This window comes from Paenibacillus sp. FSL R5-192, assembly GCF_000517845.1.
Taxonomy (GTDB): domain Bacteria; phylum Bacillota; class Bacilli; order Paenibacillales; family Paenibacillaceae; genus Paenibacillus; species Paenibacillus amylolyticus.
On sequence record NZ_ASPR01000079.1, the window covers coordinates 195,508 to 213,896 of the forward strand.

An 18,389-nucleotide genomic window follows, 5' to 3' on the forward strand; every position below is an offset into this window, starting at 1 on the left:
CTAGACTTTTGGAACGTGCACTTAAAGTGGTTCATTTTCGGAAGCTGCCGGAACTGGACTTTTTTGTGATAGGAGGAAGGCACCAAATGGAAGGAACAGAACATATGGTAAGGACAGATGCTTGTATCGTTCAGCGAGATTTTACAGTTTTGCTGGAAGTTGGCCACCCCGGATTCGAAAGAGCAAGAGAGCAGCTTGGGATGTATTCAGAACTAGTTAAGACACCGGCAGCGTTCCATACTTACCGAATCACTCCGTTATCGCTCTGGAATGCGGCTGCGCTGGGATGGAATGCAGATCAGGTCATCGCAAGTTTGGAGCTGGTATCCCGCTGGAACGTGCCTGCTGCACTTATACAGGATGTTCGGAGAATCATGGATCAGTATGGCAAATTAAAACTGCATTCCGAAGCAGATCACACTAGAATGCGTCTTTACAGTGAGGATGAGCGGTTGCTGGATGAATTAAGTGGATTGAAATCGATAGCTGCCTTTCGCATGGAACGTAAGGACGCTCATGAACTTCTGCTCCCAGGAGAACAGCGAGGGTTATTAAAAAGGGAATTAACACGATTGGGTTACCCCGTACTTGATTACGTAGGATATCGGGAGGGAACCAAGCTTTCATTTGATTGGCGGTCTAATGATCCGGGGGACCACTCTGAGCGGTTTGCGCTGCGTTCTTACCAGAGAGAGGCTGTGGATGCATTCGAAGGCAGTGAGGGCATGGGAGGAAGCGGTTTACTCGTACTTCCTTGCGGGGCAGGAAAAACGGTCATTGGCATGGCCGTGCTGGAGCGGCTTCAATGTGAATGCCTTATTTTGACGTCCAATACAACGTCTGTGCGACAGTGGATTCAGGAAATTCAAGACAAAACCACGATTACCAGCGAACAGATCGGTGAGTATTCCGGTCAGAAAAAACAGGTGAAACCTGTGACTGTAGCTACATATCAGATTCTTACACACCGGAAATCAAAGGATGCTGATTTTACCCACATCAAACTGCTCAGTGAGCGGCAATGGGGGCTGATCATATATGATGAAGTACATTTGCTGCCAGCACCAGTGTTTCGTGCAACTGCGGATATTCAAGCTACGCGAAGGCTGGGATTGACGGCCACCTTGGTTCGAGAGGATGGCTGTGAACAGGATGTGTTTTCGTTGATTGGTCCAAAGCTCTATGATATGCCGTGGAAACAACTGGAGCAGCAAGGGTGGATTGCTGATGTACAATGTCAAGAGATACGTATTCCGTTTTCCCCGGAACTAAGATCAAATTATCTGCAAGCCGAGGTTAAACATCAATTTCGATTGGCTGCCGAGAATCCGGCGAAGGTACATGTAGTTAAGCGTTTGCTGGAACGTCATCGGGATATGCCTGCGCTAGTGATTGGACAATATCTGGATCAACTTGAGTTGATTGCCCGGGAAATTGAAGCACCTTTGATCTCGGGTAACATGTCACAGCAAGAGCGAATCAAGTGGTTTGCCGCTTTTCGACGTGGAGAGATTAAAACAATTGTGGTATCCAAGGTTGCCAATTTTGCTGTGGATTTGCCTGATGCTGCTGTTGCGCTTGAGATATCCGGAAGTTTCGGGTCAAGGCAGGAAGAGGCACAGCGTTTGGGAAGAATTCTGAGACCAAAAGCTGGAGAAAACAAAGCATATTTCTATGCGTTGGTATCAGAGGATAGTAAGGAACAGGAGTTTGCATTAAACCGTCAGATGTTCTTGGTCGAGCAGGGATATGAATATGCCATCGTTCATGAGAACGAATAGTCCATTTATACTCGCGAAAAGAGGAGGGATTGGGATATGTCTTCATTTGAAGCAATAGATGAGCCTGTGGTACTGAACCTTGATTCATGGTCAAAGCTTGCTTTGGTGGAACAAAAAGTGCTTGGTGCAATTTTTCACAAACATGCCGGTCAGCCTTTTTCCTCCCTCCTGCCACGAGAACAGTGGGCCATCGAAGGACTAAGTGTCGCAGAAGCCAATTCTTCATTCGCCAACCTTAGGCAGCAAGGATGGATTGAATCTGTATATAAGAGTTGGGGGGAGCGATTATTCTATATTCCTGCTTCGCTGATGGAGACATTGACGATTGCTTACGCACAAAGAGTGGGTATAACCGTTAAACAGATGGCACAGCATGCTCATGTATTACAGGAAGGAAAGCCGGATACTGCTGCGGAACTTCTTCATCTGATCGCGTGGATTGAAAGAGAAGGACTTCCTTTGACAGGGAAGGGCACTATACATAAGAAAAGTGTTCAAAAATTAAGTGTGATCACGGTGTTATCTTCGACAGACTTTGAAGGTCTGGGCATCCGATATGATCATTCGGATTTGTATCCGACCCACGTAGCTATCCTTCTCGATCTACTGCTCAGTCTGAATCTCGTTCACAAGTCAGATGGCCAAATTCAGATTGTAGATCATCGATTACAAAAATGGTTGCAGCTCTCGTGGAGACAGATGCATCGGGAAATATATCAAGCGTGTATGGAAAGATACGGAGAAGCTGAACCCGCGTTGCAGCATTTCCGTTATCAATTGGCAGTGTTGGCTCCAGAAAAAAACATATGGTGCCATATAGAGAATTTGGAATTGAAACCACGGATCAGGGGCTGGCTATACGCACTGGCTGGCTGGGGTTATGGTGAAGTAGGAGAAGATCAGTCGGGAGCGCTGGCATTCCGTTGGCTGATCGAACCGCATAGCCTGTTATATCGAGAACAAGAGATGGTAAGTGAGGCGGAGCCGTGTGGATTTTACATGCAGCCTGATTTCGAAATGTTGGTGCCGCCCGAAGCAGGGCCTGATGTGATCTGGATGCTGGAGCAATGCGCAGAACGGGTGACGCGTGATCGAATGTCCATCTACCGTATGACAAGAGAGCGATTCATTTCCGCCTTAGCCAGAGGGTATGAATTACATGAAGTGATAGAGTGTCTGGATCAATATGCGCTGACAGGCATACCAGAGAATGTACGTATTGCGTTAGCAGATTGGGGCAAGGAGACGGATGCTGCACCGTTGACTGTAAATCGGAGTATGAAGGTAATGGAGGCAAGTACAGGCTCCGCAGATGATCCGAAGTTATTAGAAAAAGATATGTCGAGCGGTGTATATTCTTCTTTCTACACACCCGATAATCAAGGTCTGGTTGATGTCCCTGCATCTCTGCATGGGTTGGAGCGTGATCATTCTGTCATTGAGAAGAAGTTCTCTCTGTTGGGATTTGAGGAGATACCGGAGACCTGGTACAAGGAGTGGCGTCGATATCATAGTTCAACCGCCCGACAGATTGCTGCCAAAGCCATTGAGTGGCAGACCAAGCTGGGGATACAACAGGAAAATCGTACGCAATACCTCATTCCACATCAGGTAGAGGGTCATGAACAATGGACTTTAAGCGGTTGGTGCATGTTGGATTCAAGTGAAAATACATCAGAGACGGAATGGCGTACATTCTCCCCGTCAGAGTGGGATACAATGCGTCTTATCCTGCCAGATGATGTCATAACCTGACTATTTTACGTGAATATCAGGTTGAAAGGCGAATTTTCGAGTTCCCCCTATTTCTAATTGCAGGAAAAACTCTTCTTAACTATTCATGGATATGCTATGATGAGGTAGTCTACGTTAAGTAGAACTTTATATATAGATAGGATGAATATTTCATGAGCGTAGCGGAAATGAACACGGTCGATATGGCCCAAGTGTTAACGGGCGCATATGAACTGGGCGACATGATTAACCAATCTGCCGAAGTATCGGATTATTTATATTGGAAGCAGCAAGTCGAGACTACTCCTGAGATTCAGATGGGGATTCGGAAGCTGAATGCCAAGAAGGAATTGTTTGAAGAAACACAGCGTTTCGGTCATTTTCACCCGGATTATCATGCAGCAAAAGACCAGGTGAAGGCTCTGGAACAGGAGTTGGAAAATTTCGAGGCGGTAATCCGCTTCAAACAGGCAGAGAAGTCCCTGGATGATATGTTATTTCAGATGTCAGAGACCATTGCATTTGCAGTGTCAACGACCATTAAGGTACCGAGCAATGATCCGAATCCGAAGGGCGGCTGCGGTAGTGGCGGCAAATGTGGTTGCAGTTAAGTAATCATTATAGAAGGGCGGGGAACGATGATGTTTGCGGAAAGGACAGGATTCATTATTTGGGTCAGTGATTTGAAAGCTGCCCGTAATCTCGAAAAATATGGCACCGTGCATTATATCTCCCGCCGTATGCATTATGTAGTCATGTATGTTAATGCAGAACGGGCAGATGATACGATGAAAAATGTGAAGCGGCTTTCCTATGTGCGCAAGATCGAACGCTCGTATCGTAATGAGATCAAAACCGAGTATGCCAGCAAAACGATGGACAAAACGAGCTTTTACGGAATATAGAAGAGAAACTAGAGGGACCCTTTGGGGTCGCTCTTTTCTTGAATTATACACAAATTGGCTATTGTGAAAAAAAGTTAAACTTACGCCTTGAGGTTGCGGGACTAATGTTGTAATATATTTGGTAATAAATAGATAGAAAGTCCTATCTGGTGGAGAGTGATTCCCATGCGTGATAAGGTGATGCAACGTTGGAGCACCTACGAGCCGTTTTTCGTGGCTCTTGGAGACAAGAAAGTGGCCGACATCGTCATTACCCATCATGCCAAGATGCGGTATGCAGACCGTATTGAGCCTGCACGTAGTGATGATGACCATATTGCGGCGTGGTTATGGGAGTGTCTGAAGCAGGACCGTATAACACCATACTACCGTAATGAACAGGACGTCTACCTGATTGATGAGGATCTGGTGGTGGTCGCCGAATTTTCCGAACTTGAAGGAGAATATGATATTGCGGGCAACCCGCTACACAAAATGATTGTAGTTACGTTTCTGGGACGTATGTCGGAGACCATTGAATTAAGGGACCTGAAGTCATATTATTCATGGTTAAGACATTCAAGAAGAATGACGCTGGTCAAAAATAGTCGCAAGCATAAGTAAGCCTGGGTAGATTCAATATGTTGAAATCATAGATTCAAGTATTATCGCATGCAGACAAGCTGCATGCTTTTTTTGTTGCTAAGCGGGAAATCGGCTACAATGTAGAGAGTGTAATCGAAGAGGGGCGAAGATATGAATTTTCACCAATTGCATATTTTTTATACGGTAGCAGAGAAGGGGAGTTTCTCGGCGGCTGCACAAGCATTACATATGACTCAACCGGCAGTAACGATGCAGATTCAATCATTGGAGGACTATTTTGGCACCAAGTTATTGCATCGTTCCACCAAAAAAATAGAATTATCCGAGGCTGGCCGAACTTTATTACCTCATGCGAAACGGAGTGTAGAGTTGGTCAGACAGACGGACGAAGCGATGTCGGCGTTTACTCAGATGTTACAGGGCAGACTCCAGCTGGGAGCCAGCTTAACGATCGGGGAATATGTGCTTCCACGCATGCTCGGACCATTTGCACTTCAATATCCGGATATTTCAATTGTCATGAAAGTGATGAATACAACGCAAATTATGGATGATATATTGAAGCACCAGCTTAATTTTGGTCTGATTGAAGCGCCAGTGCACCACCCGGACATGATTGTGGAGCCTGTCATGCAGGACGAGCTGAAACTAATTGTACCTGCCGGACATGATTTGGCTAAGCGTAGCAAAGTGAATATTGAGGATGTAATGAATTATCCTTTTGTGCTGCGTGAGAAGGGCTCGGGTACTCGTCAGGTGATGGAAGACCAATTGCAAAAGAAAAAGATTGATCCACAAGATATGAATGTAGTGATGGAACTTGGCAGTACAGGAGCGGTAAAATCGGCCGTGGAGGCAGGGGTAGGTATTACGATGTTATCTCCTTCTTCGGTGCAGCATGAACTGGCTCTGGGACTTGTTCATATTGTGGATATCCGCGGACTCGAATTCAAAAGGCAGTTCTATGCTATCCATCTAAAATCGTCCTTGTTGCCCCTGTCAGCAGTCGCTTTCCTGAATTATCTGCGTCAGCAGGAGCAGCCTCAGTCGGTACATAAGACGGGGAAGGCATAATCGTTGGCAACATCAATGGTAGATAAGATTGAATCATAATCAATTTTAAACAAAGGAGCTGTTGATCATGGATCAGCGCCAAGGACGCTGTGATCTTCATACGCATAGTCAGGCTTCCGATGGAATGCAGCCACCTGCTGATAATGTGAAGCTTGCCAAACAAAAAGGGCTATCTGCGGTTGCCCTAACGGACCATGATACAGTAGCTGGTGTAGCGGAAGCACAGCAAGCGGGAAAAGAGTACGATATTGATGTTGTTGCCGGAGTGGAGATCAGCACCCGGGCTGGCGGCAAAGATATTCATGTACTGGGCTATTACGTTAATACGGAGGATGAGATATTCCTGCAACGGTTGGCCGGATTACGAGAAGCGCGAGATGAGCGGAATCATCTGATTATCGCCAAGCTGCAAGAACTCGGGCTTGATATAAGCTGGCAGGAGGTACTGGATGAGCTGGGACGACCGTTAGAGCCGGATGAGAGTATTGGCAGACCTCATATGGCCGATGTGCTGGTGAAAAAAGGCTACGCTGTTGACATGCGGGATGCATTTGATCAGTATCTTGCTGAAGGCAAGCCAGGCTTTGTATCTGTACCCCGCGTTGCACCAGAGGATGCGTGTGAGTGGATCAGAGCCGCAGGTGGAGCCGCTGTGATTGCCCATCCGGGTCTCTATAATGATGATGAATTGGTACGTCGCATCATTGAAGACGCCCTTCCGGATGGCATTGAGGTGTTTCATTCGGACCATGGCCCAGAAGAGGAACGCAGGTATGGTAAGCTGGCCAAGGAATACGACCTCATTGAAACAGGTGGATCTGATTATCATGGGGAACGGCAAGGTGTCGTTTTCCACGGGGATCTGGGTAGCAAGACCGTAACGGTTGATGTGTTAGAAAGGCTGAAGGCAGCTGCCTCACAGCAATATGGAGTATAAGCTAAACGTGGTAACGCTCCTTATGACTATAATGAATTCTGCCGTTAGTGGGGTACATTTTAGGGACGTTTGAGAATTAAAGGACATGGATCATGCTAGGGATAAACCTGCATGTATTCATGTCCTTTTTTGTGTCAAAAAGAGTTTATGTAATCGAATAGTTGACCCAAGCGCCGCGTGTAGCCCCAAGACGTTCGAATAATTGCTGTGCTCGCTCATTGGTCACTGCTGTGATCCAAGACATATATGCACATCCATGGTCACGTGTATATTGCTGACAGTGTGCAAATAATTTGGCTTCTGCTTCGCCTTCTCTGAATGTTTCCGTAACAAATAGGTCATTCATGATGGCGACACGTTCTGCTTTCATCGTGCTGTAAGTAAAGAAGAGGGTGGAAAATCCGATAAGCTTCCCGTTCTCTTCTGCCACGAATTGAGCACCGATCTGCTGATTAAGCAGGTTATTAATCAAAAGCTGGATGGATTGATCACCAGGCCAGGGGTTGTTGTAGAATCCCACCACATAGTCATGCATTAATGCCATCAAGGGTTTCAGATCATCAGGTTGAGTTTCTCGAATATGTATGGTCATAATACACTCCTTTAACTACAATTTGTATTCATCATAATTGAATTATTATACATATAAATGAGTTAATATTCAATAAGGAAGATAAATAAGCTGAGCTTCACATATCATTCAAACAAGTAATGCAACCGCAAAAATCCCCAGAACCATTGATGGTCAGGGGATTTTGTTTCTGTCTTTGTTACTGTTACATCTATATAAGTGGAACTAATCTTTAGTTCAACTTATATAGCCTTATCCATTTTTAATCGTGGATGGCAGACTCTTGATCAATTCATCATTTGGCGTGACAAACAACGTCTTCTGATGATCATAGATCACAAAACCAGGCTTCGCACCACTTGGTTTGCGCACATGACGGATAAACGTGTAATCCACAGGCACACTGCTGGACTCCTTGGCCTGGCTGAAATAGGCAGCAAGCTGTGCTGCTTCTTCCAATGTAGCTTCACCAAATTCCGTACTGCGAATAACGACATGTGAACCTGGAATGTCTTTGGTATGCAGCCAGGTGTCGTTGGAAGAAGCGAGACGGTTGGTCACGTACTCATTCTGCAGGTTGTTTTTGCCCACAAGAATATCAATTCCCTCCGAGGAGGTGAACTGGTGTACGGTTGGACGGTCACTTTTCTTCTTCTTTTTACCCTTTTTATTACGGTCACGAAGGTATCCTTGCTGTACAAGCTCGTCCCGTATTTCCTCAATATCGTTCATCGATGCAATGGAGAGCTGCTGTAACAGGTTATCGAGGTAGTCAATCTCGTCTTTGGTTTTGCCAAGCTGCTCATGAATGACAGCCAGACTGTTCTTGTATTTGTTATACCGCTTGAAATAACGTTGTGCGTTGTCAGATGGTGTAAGCAGTGGATCAAGCTGAATGGTAATGTTGGCTTGGTCTTCATCGTAGAAGTTCACAAGCTCCACGCTCTTGTCCCCTTTGTGAACCAGATGCAGGGAGGCAAACAGCAACTCACCCCATAGTCTGAACTTGTCCGCATCATCCGCTTCCAGTAGATCCTTGTTCAGGTTGTCCAGCTTTTTGATGTTTTTGCTTCGCTCATTCTGCAGAAAACGGAGCAGATCACTTACTCTCTGTTTAACCGTGTCTCGTTCAGCCTTATCTCCGTAATAATCTTCCATGCACTTGCTCATCGTGTCATAGGTTTTCTCCAAATCCTGAATGCTCTGAAGGTGAACGGCTGAGAAAATCATTTTGCCTTTGGCGTTCATTCCGGTTACAGGTGTGTAGATATGATCTCTGACAGGTCCCATCACGGCTTCAAAAGCGTTCCAGAGTGCACCAGTCTCAACTCGGCTTTCACCCTCAACCACAGCTGGAGTGCTCACGGTGCCTTCAGCAGCGACTCCACGAGCAGCAATCTCTCCCGCAATTAACGGGCTAAGACCACTAAAGGAGTTCACAAGCCAGCGTGATGCATCTTCCTCAGCGGCATGATAGCTGTCCTCGAATGCTGTACGACTCACTTCGAGCGGATTACTTTTATGTTGCTCGGGTGGGGCAGTATACGCGAATCCAGGCATGATTACCCGGTAGCTACTGATGGACGGAGTCACATGATGAATGCCATCCAGAATCGTTCCTGTAACGGGATCAAGCAAAATAATATTACTGTGACGCCCCATCAATTCAATGATGATCCGTTTTACCGAAACATCCCCCAGTTCGTCGCGCTGGCGCACATTGATGTGGATAATACGCTCCATGCCAATCTGACGGATCTCCTCAATGATTGCACCTTCACAGTGCTTACGGAGCAACATGCAGAACATGGGTGCTTCCGTAGGGTTAAGAAATGTCTTTTCCGTATAATGCACACGAGGATAGGTTGGGCTTGCCGAAACAAGCAATTTACTATTTCCGCGCTGAGCACGCAGGGTGAGAACTACGTCATGGCCATTCGGTTGATGGATTTTGCTGATACGTCCACCAATGCAGCCTTGCAGTTCATGAACAATGGCCCGTGTTACAATGCCGTCCAATGCCATTTTTTCCACTTCCTCTCTCTATCGAGCATCTGCATTTATCATGCCAAATGCTTCATCTATATAACTGAAACGTGCAACCAGGTATGTAAAAAAACAAGGACTGGCTACAGATTCTTCGTTGCTTGCCTGTTGAACGCTGGAATTGGTACTGCGCAGAACATCGCAGACTTTTATTTTAGCCTATTCTGTCCATCAGGGAAAGGATTCACCTTCCGGGTGCTAATCACAGACCTGTCCGAATACATATAGAGCAGGTAGTTTGTCCGGCATAGTGTACAGCCTGTCGACCAGCGCGCCGGTGAGTCATGTGAGCTTATTTTGCAGATGAAATACAGACTGGGAGGGAAACTTGAAGCATGGAACATACCAAGTGGCATCAACTTAGTGATGAAGAGCTTCGTAACACTCTTGGCGTCAGCCCGCAGGAAGGATTGACGGATGAAGCTGTAGCAGAGAAGAGGAAAGTGGTCGGTTCGAATGAGCTGAGCGAGGGGAAACGCATTTCTCCAATTACATTGCTCTTGAATCAGTTCAAGGATTTTATGGTGCTGGTGTTGATGGGAGCAACGTTGGTATCCGGATTACTGGGTGAGTATCTGGATGCGGTAACGATTGTGGCTATTATCGTACTGAATGCGATTCTGGGGTTTGTACAGGAATTCCGGGCTGAACGATCTCTTCGTGCATTGAAACAGTTGTCTGCACCTCTCGCCAAAGTGCTTCGTTCAGGCCAGGAAGTACACGTTGCCGCTAAACAACTTGTCCCCGGGGATATTATCATGGTGGAGAGTGGGGACCGCATACCCGCTGATGTGCGCTGGCTGCAAACGAACAGTCTGGATGTCGAGGAGTCGGCACTTACCGGGGAATCGGTTCCTGTAAGCAAACACTGCCTTCCGATTGCGGACGAGGACGTTCCGTTGGGTGATCAGAAGAATATTGGTTTTATGGGTACCATGGTCACTCGTGGTACAGCCAAAGGTGTGGTTATCCGTACGGGGATGGAGACGGAGATGGGCAAAATCGCCGATCTGATCCAGAATACGGAGGAGCAGGAAACACCGTTACAGCACAGGCTGGAACAACTGGGCAAAATTCTGATTTTTGTCGCATTGGGATTAACCATTATGGTTGTCGTCGCAGGTATATTGCACGGACAACCAGCCGTTGGCATGTTTCTGGCGGGGGTCAGCCTCGCGGTGGCTGCCATACCGGAGGGTCTGCCGGCTATTGTAACCATTGCACTCGCACTAGGCGTGCAGCGTATGATCAAACGTAAAGCCATTGTACGCAAACTGCCTTCTGTCGAAACTCTGGGCTGTGCATCTGTAATCTGTTCGGATAAGACTGGCACGCTCACCCAGAACAAGATGACGGTAACGGATGTGTGGTTGGAGGGACGTAACATCAAGGTTACCGGGGATGGTTATGCACCTGAAGGGCAGATGCTGGAGAACGGTCGTACGGTGGAACTGAAGAGTGACCAGTCGCTACGCAGAATGCTTCAGATCAGCGCGCTTTGCAACAATGCGAGTATTGTGGAAAGTGCTTCAAGCGAGGTGGGGAGCAAGAAAAAGGGCAAGGATACCAAAAAGGAAAGCAAGAAAAACACGAAAAAAGGTGAACTCCAAGAAGAAACCGTTCAACGAGATAATGTATTCTGGGAGCTGAAAGGCGATCCGACGGAAGGAGCACTCGTCACACTGGCTTCCAAAATGGGGCTTACTCCTGCCGGACTCAAAGAGTTGTATGCCCGCCAGCAGGAATTCCCGTTTGATTCGGAGCGAAAACGCATGTCGGTCCTGGTTCATCATCAGGGAGGCCGAATGATCTATACCAAAGGTGCCCCGGATGTGTTGATCGGACACTGTAGTTATATTTTGTGGGAAGGCAAGGTCGTACCTTTCACTGGAACACTGCGGCAGAAAGTGATGGCAGCTAACGAGAGCATGGCCGGAGCGGCACTACGTGTCCTTGGAATGGCCTATCGTGAAGTGCGGCCGGAAGAAAAAGTGGCTGACGAACATGCCGCCGAAAGTCAACTTGTCTTCGTAGGACTTGCAGGTATGATTGATCCACCGCGTCGTGAAGTGCGAGATGCGATTGCCACATGCCGCAAGGCGGGGATACGAACTGTCATGATCACAGGTGATCATGGAACAACGGCAGAAGCCATTGCTCATCAACTCGGGATTCTTCCTCGTGGAGGTGCCTCCTTAAGTGGTCAGCAGCTGGCAGGCATGACAGACGATCAACTGGACAAACAGGTAGAGGGCATATATGTTTTCTCAAGGGTAAGTCCTGAACACAAGCTTCGGATCGTAAAATCGTTACAGCGCAAAGGGCATGTCGTCGCCATGACGGGTGATGGAGTCAATGATGCTCCAGCTATTAAAGCGGCAGACATCGGGATCGCGATGGGCATTACGGGTACAGATGTCACGAAGGAAGCTTCGGCGCTGATTCTGAGTGATGATAACTTCTCAACCATTGTGGCTGCCATTGAAGAAGGCCGTAATATTTATGAGAACATTCGCAAGTTTATCCGTTATTTGCTGGCATCAAACGTGGGCGAAATATTGACAATGTTCTTTGCGATGATGATGGGCTTGCCGCTGCCACTCGTACCTATTCAGATTCTGTGGGTTAACCTCGTAACAGATGGCTTGCCTGCAATGGCGCTGGGGGTAGATCAGCCTGAGAAAGATCTGATGGAACACAAACCCCGTGGCGCCAAGGAAAACATTTTTGCTCGCAGACTGGGGTGGAAAATCGTCAGCCGGGGTGTGTTGATTGGGTTATGCACACTCGGAGCGTTCTGGCTTACCCTTCAGGCTGCGCCGGATAATCCGGGTCAACTGATCAAGGCACAGTCTGTTGCTTTTGCTACACTCGTTTTGGCGCAGCTTATTCATGTCTTTGATTGCCGTAGTTCGCGGTCCATCTTCCACCGGAATCCTTTACAGAACAAATATCTGGTTCTTGCGGTGATTTCATCGGTTGTACTGATGCTGGTTGTCATGTACGTTGAACCATTGCAGCCGATCTTCAAAACCGTACCTCTGGGATTGCGTGAATGGGCGCTCTGTATCGTTGCTGCAGGCATTCCAACGTTCCTTATGGGCGCAGGCAGCGTCTGGGGTGGTCGTCGTAACCGCCGCCGTATGGGTGGTACTGGCCGCTTCGTACCGAAAAGTACAAAGTTTTCGGCATAAAATCAATACCTTTTCCTTACCTATTTCGTTATGCTATCCTCAAAATGATTCAAAGCGGCAGCTTTGGCATTTTGCAGGATAGCTTTTTTGTGTAAATGTTGAATATGAATTTCTATGGTAATCCTGTAGAAGAGCAAGAATATAGCTTTGGCAGCAGACTGCCAAAAGGAGTGGGCAAGATTATGGAATTTACGAAAATGCATGGACTTGGTAACGATTTTATCGTTGTATTTGGTGAAAAGGAGCTTCCGGCAGATGCAGCAGAATTGGCTGTGAAATGGTGCAACCGTTTCTTTGGCATCGGTGCGGACGGCCTGGTTTATATACTGCCTTCGGAGAAGGCAGACTTTCAGATGCGTATCATGAATTCGGACGGTTCGGAAGCAGAGCAGTGCGGTAATGCCATTCGCTGTGTATCCAAATATGTATACGATCATGGTCACGTGAACCAGGAGCAGATCACCATTGAAACGATTGGTGCAGGGGTACAACCTGTGAGTCTCAACATTCGTGATGGTAAAGTGGAAACTGTTCGTGTCGATATGGGCGAGCCGATCCTGAACGGTCTTCAAGTGCCTACAACGGTGGATGCCAACCCAGTGGTTGATCACTACATTGAAGCGAATGGACATGCGTTCAAATTCACCGCCGTATCCATGGGTAACCCGCATGCGGTTATCTATGTAGATGACGCTGTGAATTTTGACCTCACGACTTGGGGACCACTTCTTGAAGTGCACCCTATGTTTCCAAAAAAAATCAATGTGGAATTCGCCACAGTTCGTGACCGTGGATATGTGGACATGCGTGTATGGGAACGCGGAGCGGGTCCCACACTTGCTTGTGGAACCGGAGCTTGTGCGACACTGGTATCCTCTGTCCTGAATGGACATACAGATCGTACAGCAGTCATCAGCCTCAAGGGTGGGGATCTCCACATTGAGTGGAATGAAGCTGACAATCATGTGTACATGACTGGACCTGCTGAAGTTGTTTTTAAAGGAATCACTTCATAAAAAGTGGAAGGTTTAACCAAAGGGGCCTGCGGGCCTCTTTTTTTATCAAAAAGGACAGGTCGTGTCTCCTGTACAGAGACATATTGGGGGCTCTATGGCAAGAAAGTCCATATGAGCTGGATACTCATTAAAAACCTGTGTTTTTCTTCGTTTTTTAGCGTTTTTTGTGTTACATTAGTATGTAAATGATCACAGCTAGGCGGGGGGAAATGGGATGAAGGCGGATTTGCGGAAAGTTATGCAGGAACGGGTTCTCGTTGGAGATGGGGCCATGGGAACATTTCTGTACCAAATGGGGTTCCCGGTGGGGATTTCATATGAAGAATTAAACTTGATTTCACCTGAAGTAGTGGCGGATGTACATCGCAGTTATCGGGATGCAGGTACAGAAATATTTGAAACAAATACGTATTCTGCCAATTACGACAAGTTGTCCAAGTTCGGTCTGGAGTCCAAGGTGGAGGACGTGAACCGTGCCGGTGTACGCATTGCCAAAGAGGTAGCTGGAGATACCGGTTATGTGCTTGGTGCAGTTGGTTCCATTCGAGGTGGCAAGCGGACAAACGTGTCAACGAGTGAACTGAAACGCTTTTATCAACAACAGATCTCTGCACTGCTAGATGAAGGCGTGGATGGCATTTTGCTTGAGACCTTCTATGATATCGAGGAAATGGATATTGCCCTTTTGCAAGCGCGCAAGCTAAGTGATCTGCCCGTAATTGGACAGTTCGCGGTAGAGGATGTAGGACACACACTGGACGGATATACAATGCCTGAAGCCTTCCGGATTATGCGGGAGCAGGGCGCGGATGTCATTGGTTTTAACTGTCGCTCAGGTCCAAACGGGATTATGCGTGCCATGGAAACCGTCTCGGGACGAATTGGTATTCCAATGTCCGTCTACCCGAATGCGGGTGCAGCAGATTATGTAGATGGTGAGTTCCGTTATGGTGCGACTCCGGAGTACTTTGGTCAGACGGCAGTGCAATTTGCTGAACTGGGTGCTCGTATTATCGGTGGTTGCTGTGGTACGACACCTGATCATATCACCGCTATGAAAGAGGCGCTTGCTGACTATGTGCCTTCGCCTATTCTGGAGCCTGATCCGTCAGAATCCAAACCGCGTATTGTGTTGCATGAAAATGTGGATGAGCGTTCCGGACGTGGCGGACAGCCTACGATCGTTGACCTGGTCAAGCATCGTCACACCGTTATTGTTGAACTTGACCCGCCGCGGGACTTGGACATTGCCAAGTTCATGAAAGGTGCCGAGACATTAAAAGCAGCCGGAGCCGATGCCCTGACACTGGCGGATAATTCACTAGCGGTTACACGGATGAGCAACATGGCGCTGGGTCACCTCGTTCAGGATCGCACGGGCCTTCGTCCACTGGTGCATATTGCCTGCCGTGACCGGAATCTGATTGGAACGCAGTCCCACATGATGGGGTTTGATGCTTTGAGTATTAATCATGTACTGGCTGTAACAGGAGATCCTGCAAGATTTGGCGATCTGCCGGGTTCAAGCTCGGTATACGATCTGACTTCTTTTGAAATCATACGCATGATCAAACAGTTGAACGATGGAGTGGCTTTCTCAGGTAAACCGCTGAAGCAAAAAGCTGGTTTTGTCATCGGAGCGGCATTTAATCCTAATGTGAAATATTTGGAGAAAGCTGTACAACGTCTGGAGAAGAAAATTGCCTCTGGCGCTGATTACATCATGACACAACCGATCTATGATCCTGAGTTGATTGTAGCAATGCACGAAGCGACTAAACATCTGGATGTGCCCATTTTTGTAGGTGTAATGCCGCTAGCGAGTGGACGGAATGCAGAGTATCTGCACAACGAGGTTCCCGGAATCCAGCTTTCGGATGAAGTGCGTTCCCGTATGGCCGGTCTGGAAGGCGAAGAAGGCCGTGCGATGGGAGTGAAAATTGCCAAAGAACTGCTGGACGTAGCAACAGCGCATTTCAAAGGCATCTATCTCATGACACCGTTTATGTTCTACGGCATGACGGCCGAACTGACTCAATACGTATGGGAGAAGTCGGAGCATCAATGTCCTACTTGTTTCAACCCTAATAATCAATTACAATAGTAAAACGGATGTGATGCCGATGTCATTCAGTATGACCGGATACGGTCAATCCGCCTTTCATTTTGGCGGCTATAAGGTACAATTAGAGATCAAATCTGTTAATCATCGTTATTGCGAAGTGATGATGCGTCTGCCAAGAGAGTGGACGTATTATGAAGACGGTTTGAGGAAGATCGTACAGAGTCGTTTGAAACGTGGGCGGATTGATGTTTATGTAATGAAAGAAAAAGAGGAAGACCAGGCTCTTCCCGCTGTTCTGAATGAACAGACGGTCAGGGCCTATCTGAAGGCTGCAGAGCAACTGGAGACCCAATATGGATTGCAGGGCAAACCAAGTATTGTGGATATGCTTGGGCTGCCGGACGTCATGGTTCATTCGGATGGGACAAGTTCCATTCCCGAAGAGCAGAAGGACGAATGGGAGCGAGTTCTGCAGGAAGGATTGAAAGAGGCTCTGTCCAGCCTTGAACAGATGCGCGCTCGCGAGGGTCTTCATCTGGCCAGTGATCTGGAACGGCGGATTACCCGTCTGGAGTCACTGCATACCGAGATGCTTGATCTTGCACCGACTGTGGTAAGTGATTATCGCAACAAGCTAAGACAAAGGCTTACGGAAATGCAGGAAGAAGGCTCTTTCCCTTTTGATGAGCATAAATTGGGTATGGAAATTGCAATGTTTGCCGATCGTTCTAACATAGAAGAGGAGCTTACGCGTCTACAGAGTCACTTTGGACAGAGCAGGGAACTGCTGAAGAGTGATGAGCCCGTAGGTCGTAAGTTGGACTTTCTAATTCAAGAGATGAATCGGGAAGTCAATACGATTGGATCAAAAGCCAACCATTTGGCTCTGGTGAATCGTGTTGTCGAGATGAAGGCGGAGCTGGAGAAGATTCGTGAGCAAGCTGCGAATATCGAATGAACGGCCACATTTCGGCAAAAGAGTCGCATGTATAGGGGGAAGAACCTGATTATGGCAATCAAACTCATTAACATTGGATTCGGTAACATCGTATCGGCGAACCGGATTATATCCATCGTGAGTCCGGAATCGGCGCCGATCAAGAGAATTATACAAGAGGCAAGAGATCGTCACATGCTGATTGATGCAACGTACGGAAGACGTACTCGTGCCGTAATTATTACGGATAGCGATCATGTCATTTTGTCTGCAGTTCAGCCTGAGACGGTCGCCCATCGTCTTTCTTCGAAAGATGATGATAACGACGAATAAAATGGAGTGTAATATGTCTAAGGGATTACTGGTAGTGTTGTCCGGCCCATCTGGGGTCGGGAAGGGTACTGTATGCAGCGCTTTGCGCAAACGGGTGCCGGAATTGATCTATTCCGTATCGGCAACAACCCGTCAGCCTCGTCTTGGTGAAGAACATGGTGTTAACTATTTCTTCAGAAGTCATGAAGAGTTCCAGAACATGATTGCTGAAGATCAATTGTTGGAACATGCGGAGTATGTTGGTAATTATTACGGAACACCGCGTGATTTTGTAGAGAAAACGATTAACGAAGGCCGCGACATCATTCTGGAGATTGAGGTTCAAGGCGCGTTAAAAGTGAAAGAGAAATTCCCGGAAGGCATCTTTGTTTTCCTGCTTCCTCCTTCATTGGACGAGCTGAAAGATCGCATTCAGGGCCGTGGTACCGAAAGCCAAGCGACCATTGATCACCGGATGTCTGTGGCGGTTGATGAGATCAGTCTGCTGGAGCAGTATGATTACGCTGTTGTTAATGATGAAATTGATTTGGCGTGCAAGAGAATAGAAAGCATCATAATCGCCGAACATTGTAAGATCAATAAATAATCCCTTTTGCCGCTGCAGAATGCGATATAAGTGGGGCAGTTGTCATATCATATACTGAAGCACTCCTTCTCGGAATGCCCGGGTGTGAAGACATGCCACATCAGTTCTGTCAGGCGGCAACTTGCGATTATACTAATGCGAAGAGGTGTTTGTTAATATGCTGTATCCTTCTATTGATGAAATGATGAACAAAGTCGACAGCAAGTATTCCCTTGTTGTTGCTGCTTCCCGCCGGGCTAGACAGCTACGTGAAGGTGAAAAAACGGATTTAAGAGGTGCGAGATCCCATAAACAAGTTGGCGTTGCACTGGAAGAAATCTATGGAGACCTGCTCGTTGTCATCAAAGGACAGGACGAAGAAGAAGAGTAAGCCGCCTGCGGCTGCTCTTCAACTGCATACGGCGCAAGCCGGATTAATTGACAACCGCGAGGTTGTTATTTTTTTACGAATAAGCATATTTTAACGGAATCTTACTTAGGACGTGTCTCAAAACTCGCTGAAGTGCATCTTTTACCGCCTTTTCGCCCCCTGCTGCGTCACTTTCCCTTGACGTGCCCCGGCACGCCTGCGGAAAACTTCCTTGCTTGGAACGAAAATTCGGGAAAATCTGCTTCCTTCGGAGTT

Annotated in this window: 16 protein-coding genes; 14 read left to right on the plus strand and 2 right to left on the minus strand. The window is 47.3% G+C overall.

Annotated features, from left to right (window positions below; translation table 11 throughout):
* Window positions 1–86 precede the first annotated feature (86 nt).
* The 7 genes from C161_RS30475 (at window position 87) to C161_RS30505 (ending at window position 7,016) form a co-directional block, all read left to right on the plus strand.
* Complete coding sequence (locus C161_RS30475) at window positions 87–1,781, plus strand: DNA repair helicase XPB (protein WP_084650512.1); 1,695 nt, start codon at window positions 87–89, stop codon at window positions 1,779–1,781.
* Window positions 1,782–1,817: 36 nt separating this feature from the next.
* Complete coding sequence (locus tag C161_RS30480; RefSeq protein WP_036674886.1) at window positions 1,818–3,536, plus strand: helicase-associated domain-containing protein; 1,719 nt, start codon at window positions 1,818–1,820, stop codon at window positions 3,534–3,536.
* A gap of 152 nt (window positions 3,537–3,688) precedes the next feature.
* Window positions 3,689–4,126 carry a YlbF family regulator gene (locus C161_RS30485; protein WP_036614642.1) on the plus strand — a complete coding sequence of 146 codons (438 nt, stop codon included), beginning with the start codon at window positions 3,689–3,691 and terminating at the stop codon, window positions 4,124–4,126.
* Between the two features lie 30 nt (window positions 4,127–4,156).
* Complete coding sequence (locus C161_RS30490; protein WP_026080981.1) at window positions 4,157–4,420, plus strand: YlbG family protein; 264 nt, start codon at window positions 4,157–4,159, stop codon at window positions 4,418–4,420.
* Between the two features lie 165 nt (window positions 4,421–4,585).
* A complete protein-coding gene (locus C161_RS30495; protein WP_017687436.1) occupies window positions 4,586–5,023 on the plus strand; it encodes a hypothetical protein in 438 nt (145 codons plus the stop codon).
* Between the two features lie 132 nt (window positions 5,024–5,155).
* Entirely contained in the window at window positions 5,156–6,079 is a 924-nt protein-coding gene (locus C161_RS30500) for a selenium metabolism-associated LysR family transcriptional regulator (protein ID WP_036674887.1), read from the plus strand.
* A 67-nt stretch (window positions 6,080–6,146) separates the two neighbouring features.
* A complete protein-coding gene (locus tag C161_RS30505; protein WP_036674888.1) occupies window positions 6,147–7,016 on the plus strand; it encodes a PHP domain-containing protein in 870 nt (289 codons plus the stop codon).
* A gap of 145 nt (window positions 7,017–7,161) precedes the next feature.
* Here C161_RS30505 and C161_RS30510 read toward each other — a convergent pair whose 3' ends face one another.
* Both C161_RS30510 and C161_RS30515 read right to left on the minus strand, forming a co-directional pair.
* On the minus strand, window positions 7,162–7,608 hold the full coding sequence (locus C161_RS30510) for a GNAT family N-acetyltransferase (RefSeq protein ID WP_036674889.1): 447 nt from the start codon (window positions 7,606–7,608) through the stop codon (window positions 7,162–7,164).
* Window positions 7,609–7,839: 231 nt separating this feature from the next.
* A complete protein-coding gene (locus tag C161_RS30515; protein ID WP_036674890.1) occupies window positions 7,840–9,612 on the minus strand; it encodes an Rqc2 family fibronectin-binding protein in 1,773 nt (590 codons plus the stop codon).
* A gap of 356 nt (window positions 9,613–9,968) precedes the next feature.
* Between C161_RS30515 and C161_RS30520 the strand changes: the two genes are divergently transcribed.
* The 7 genes from C161_RS30520 (at window position 9,969) to rpoZ (ending at window position 18,134) form a co-directional block, all read left to right on the plus strand.
* Window positions 9,969–12,827, plus strand: coding sequence for a calcium-translocating P-type ATPase, SERCA-type (locus tag C161_RS30520; protein ID WP_036674891.1), 2,859 nt, complete (start codon window positions 9,969–9,971; stop codon window positions 12,825–12,827).
* Between the two features lie 182 nt (window positions 12,828–13,009).
* Window positions 13,010–13,843: a diaminopimelate epimerase gene (gene dapF, locus C161_RS30525; RefSeq protein ID WP_036614947.1), complete on the plus strand. Its 834-nt coding sequence runs from the start codon at window positions 13,010–13,012 to the stop codon at window positions 13,841–13,843.
* 214 nt (window positions 13,844–14,057) lie between these two features.
* Window positions 14,058–15,947 (plus strand): bifunctional homocysteine S-methyltransferase/methylenetetrahydrofolate reductase, encoded by a 1,890-nt coding sequence (locus C161_RS30530; RefSeq protein WP_036674892.1) that lies wholly within the window; start codon window positions 14,058–14,060, stop codon window positions 15,945–15,947.
* Between the two features lie 19 nt (window positions 15,948–15,966).
* Window positions 15,967–16,866, plus strand: a complete 900-nt coding sequence (locus C161_RS30535; protein ID WP_036674894.1) for a YicC/YloC family endoribonuclease — start codon at window positions 15,967–15,969, stop codon at window positions 16,864–16,866.
* A 51-nt stretch (window positions 16,867–16,917) separates the two neighbouring features.
* Window positions 16,918–17,178, plus strand: coding sequence for an extracellular matrix/biofilm regulator RemA (gene remA, locus C161_RS30540; protein WP_006209218.1), 261 nt, complete (start codon window positions 16,918–16,920; stop codon window positions 17,176–17,178).
* Between the two features lie 13 nt (window positions 17,179–17,191).
* Complete coding sequence (gene gmk, locus C161_RS30545) at window positions 17,192–17,764, plus strand: guanylate kinase (RefSeq protein ID WP_017687445.1); 573 nt, start codon at window positions 17,192–17,194, stop codon at window positions 17,762–17,764.
* A gap of 157 nt (window positions 17,765–17,921) precedes the next feature.
* Window positions 17,922–18,134 (plus strand): DNA-directed RNA polymerase subunit omega, encoded by a 213-nt coding sequence (gene rpoZ, locus C161_RS30550; protein ID WP_036614619.1) that lies wholly within the window; start codon window positions 17,922–17,924, stop codon window positions 18,132–18,134.
* Window positions 18,135–18,389: the final 255 nt, after the last annotated feature.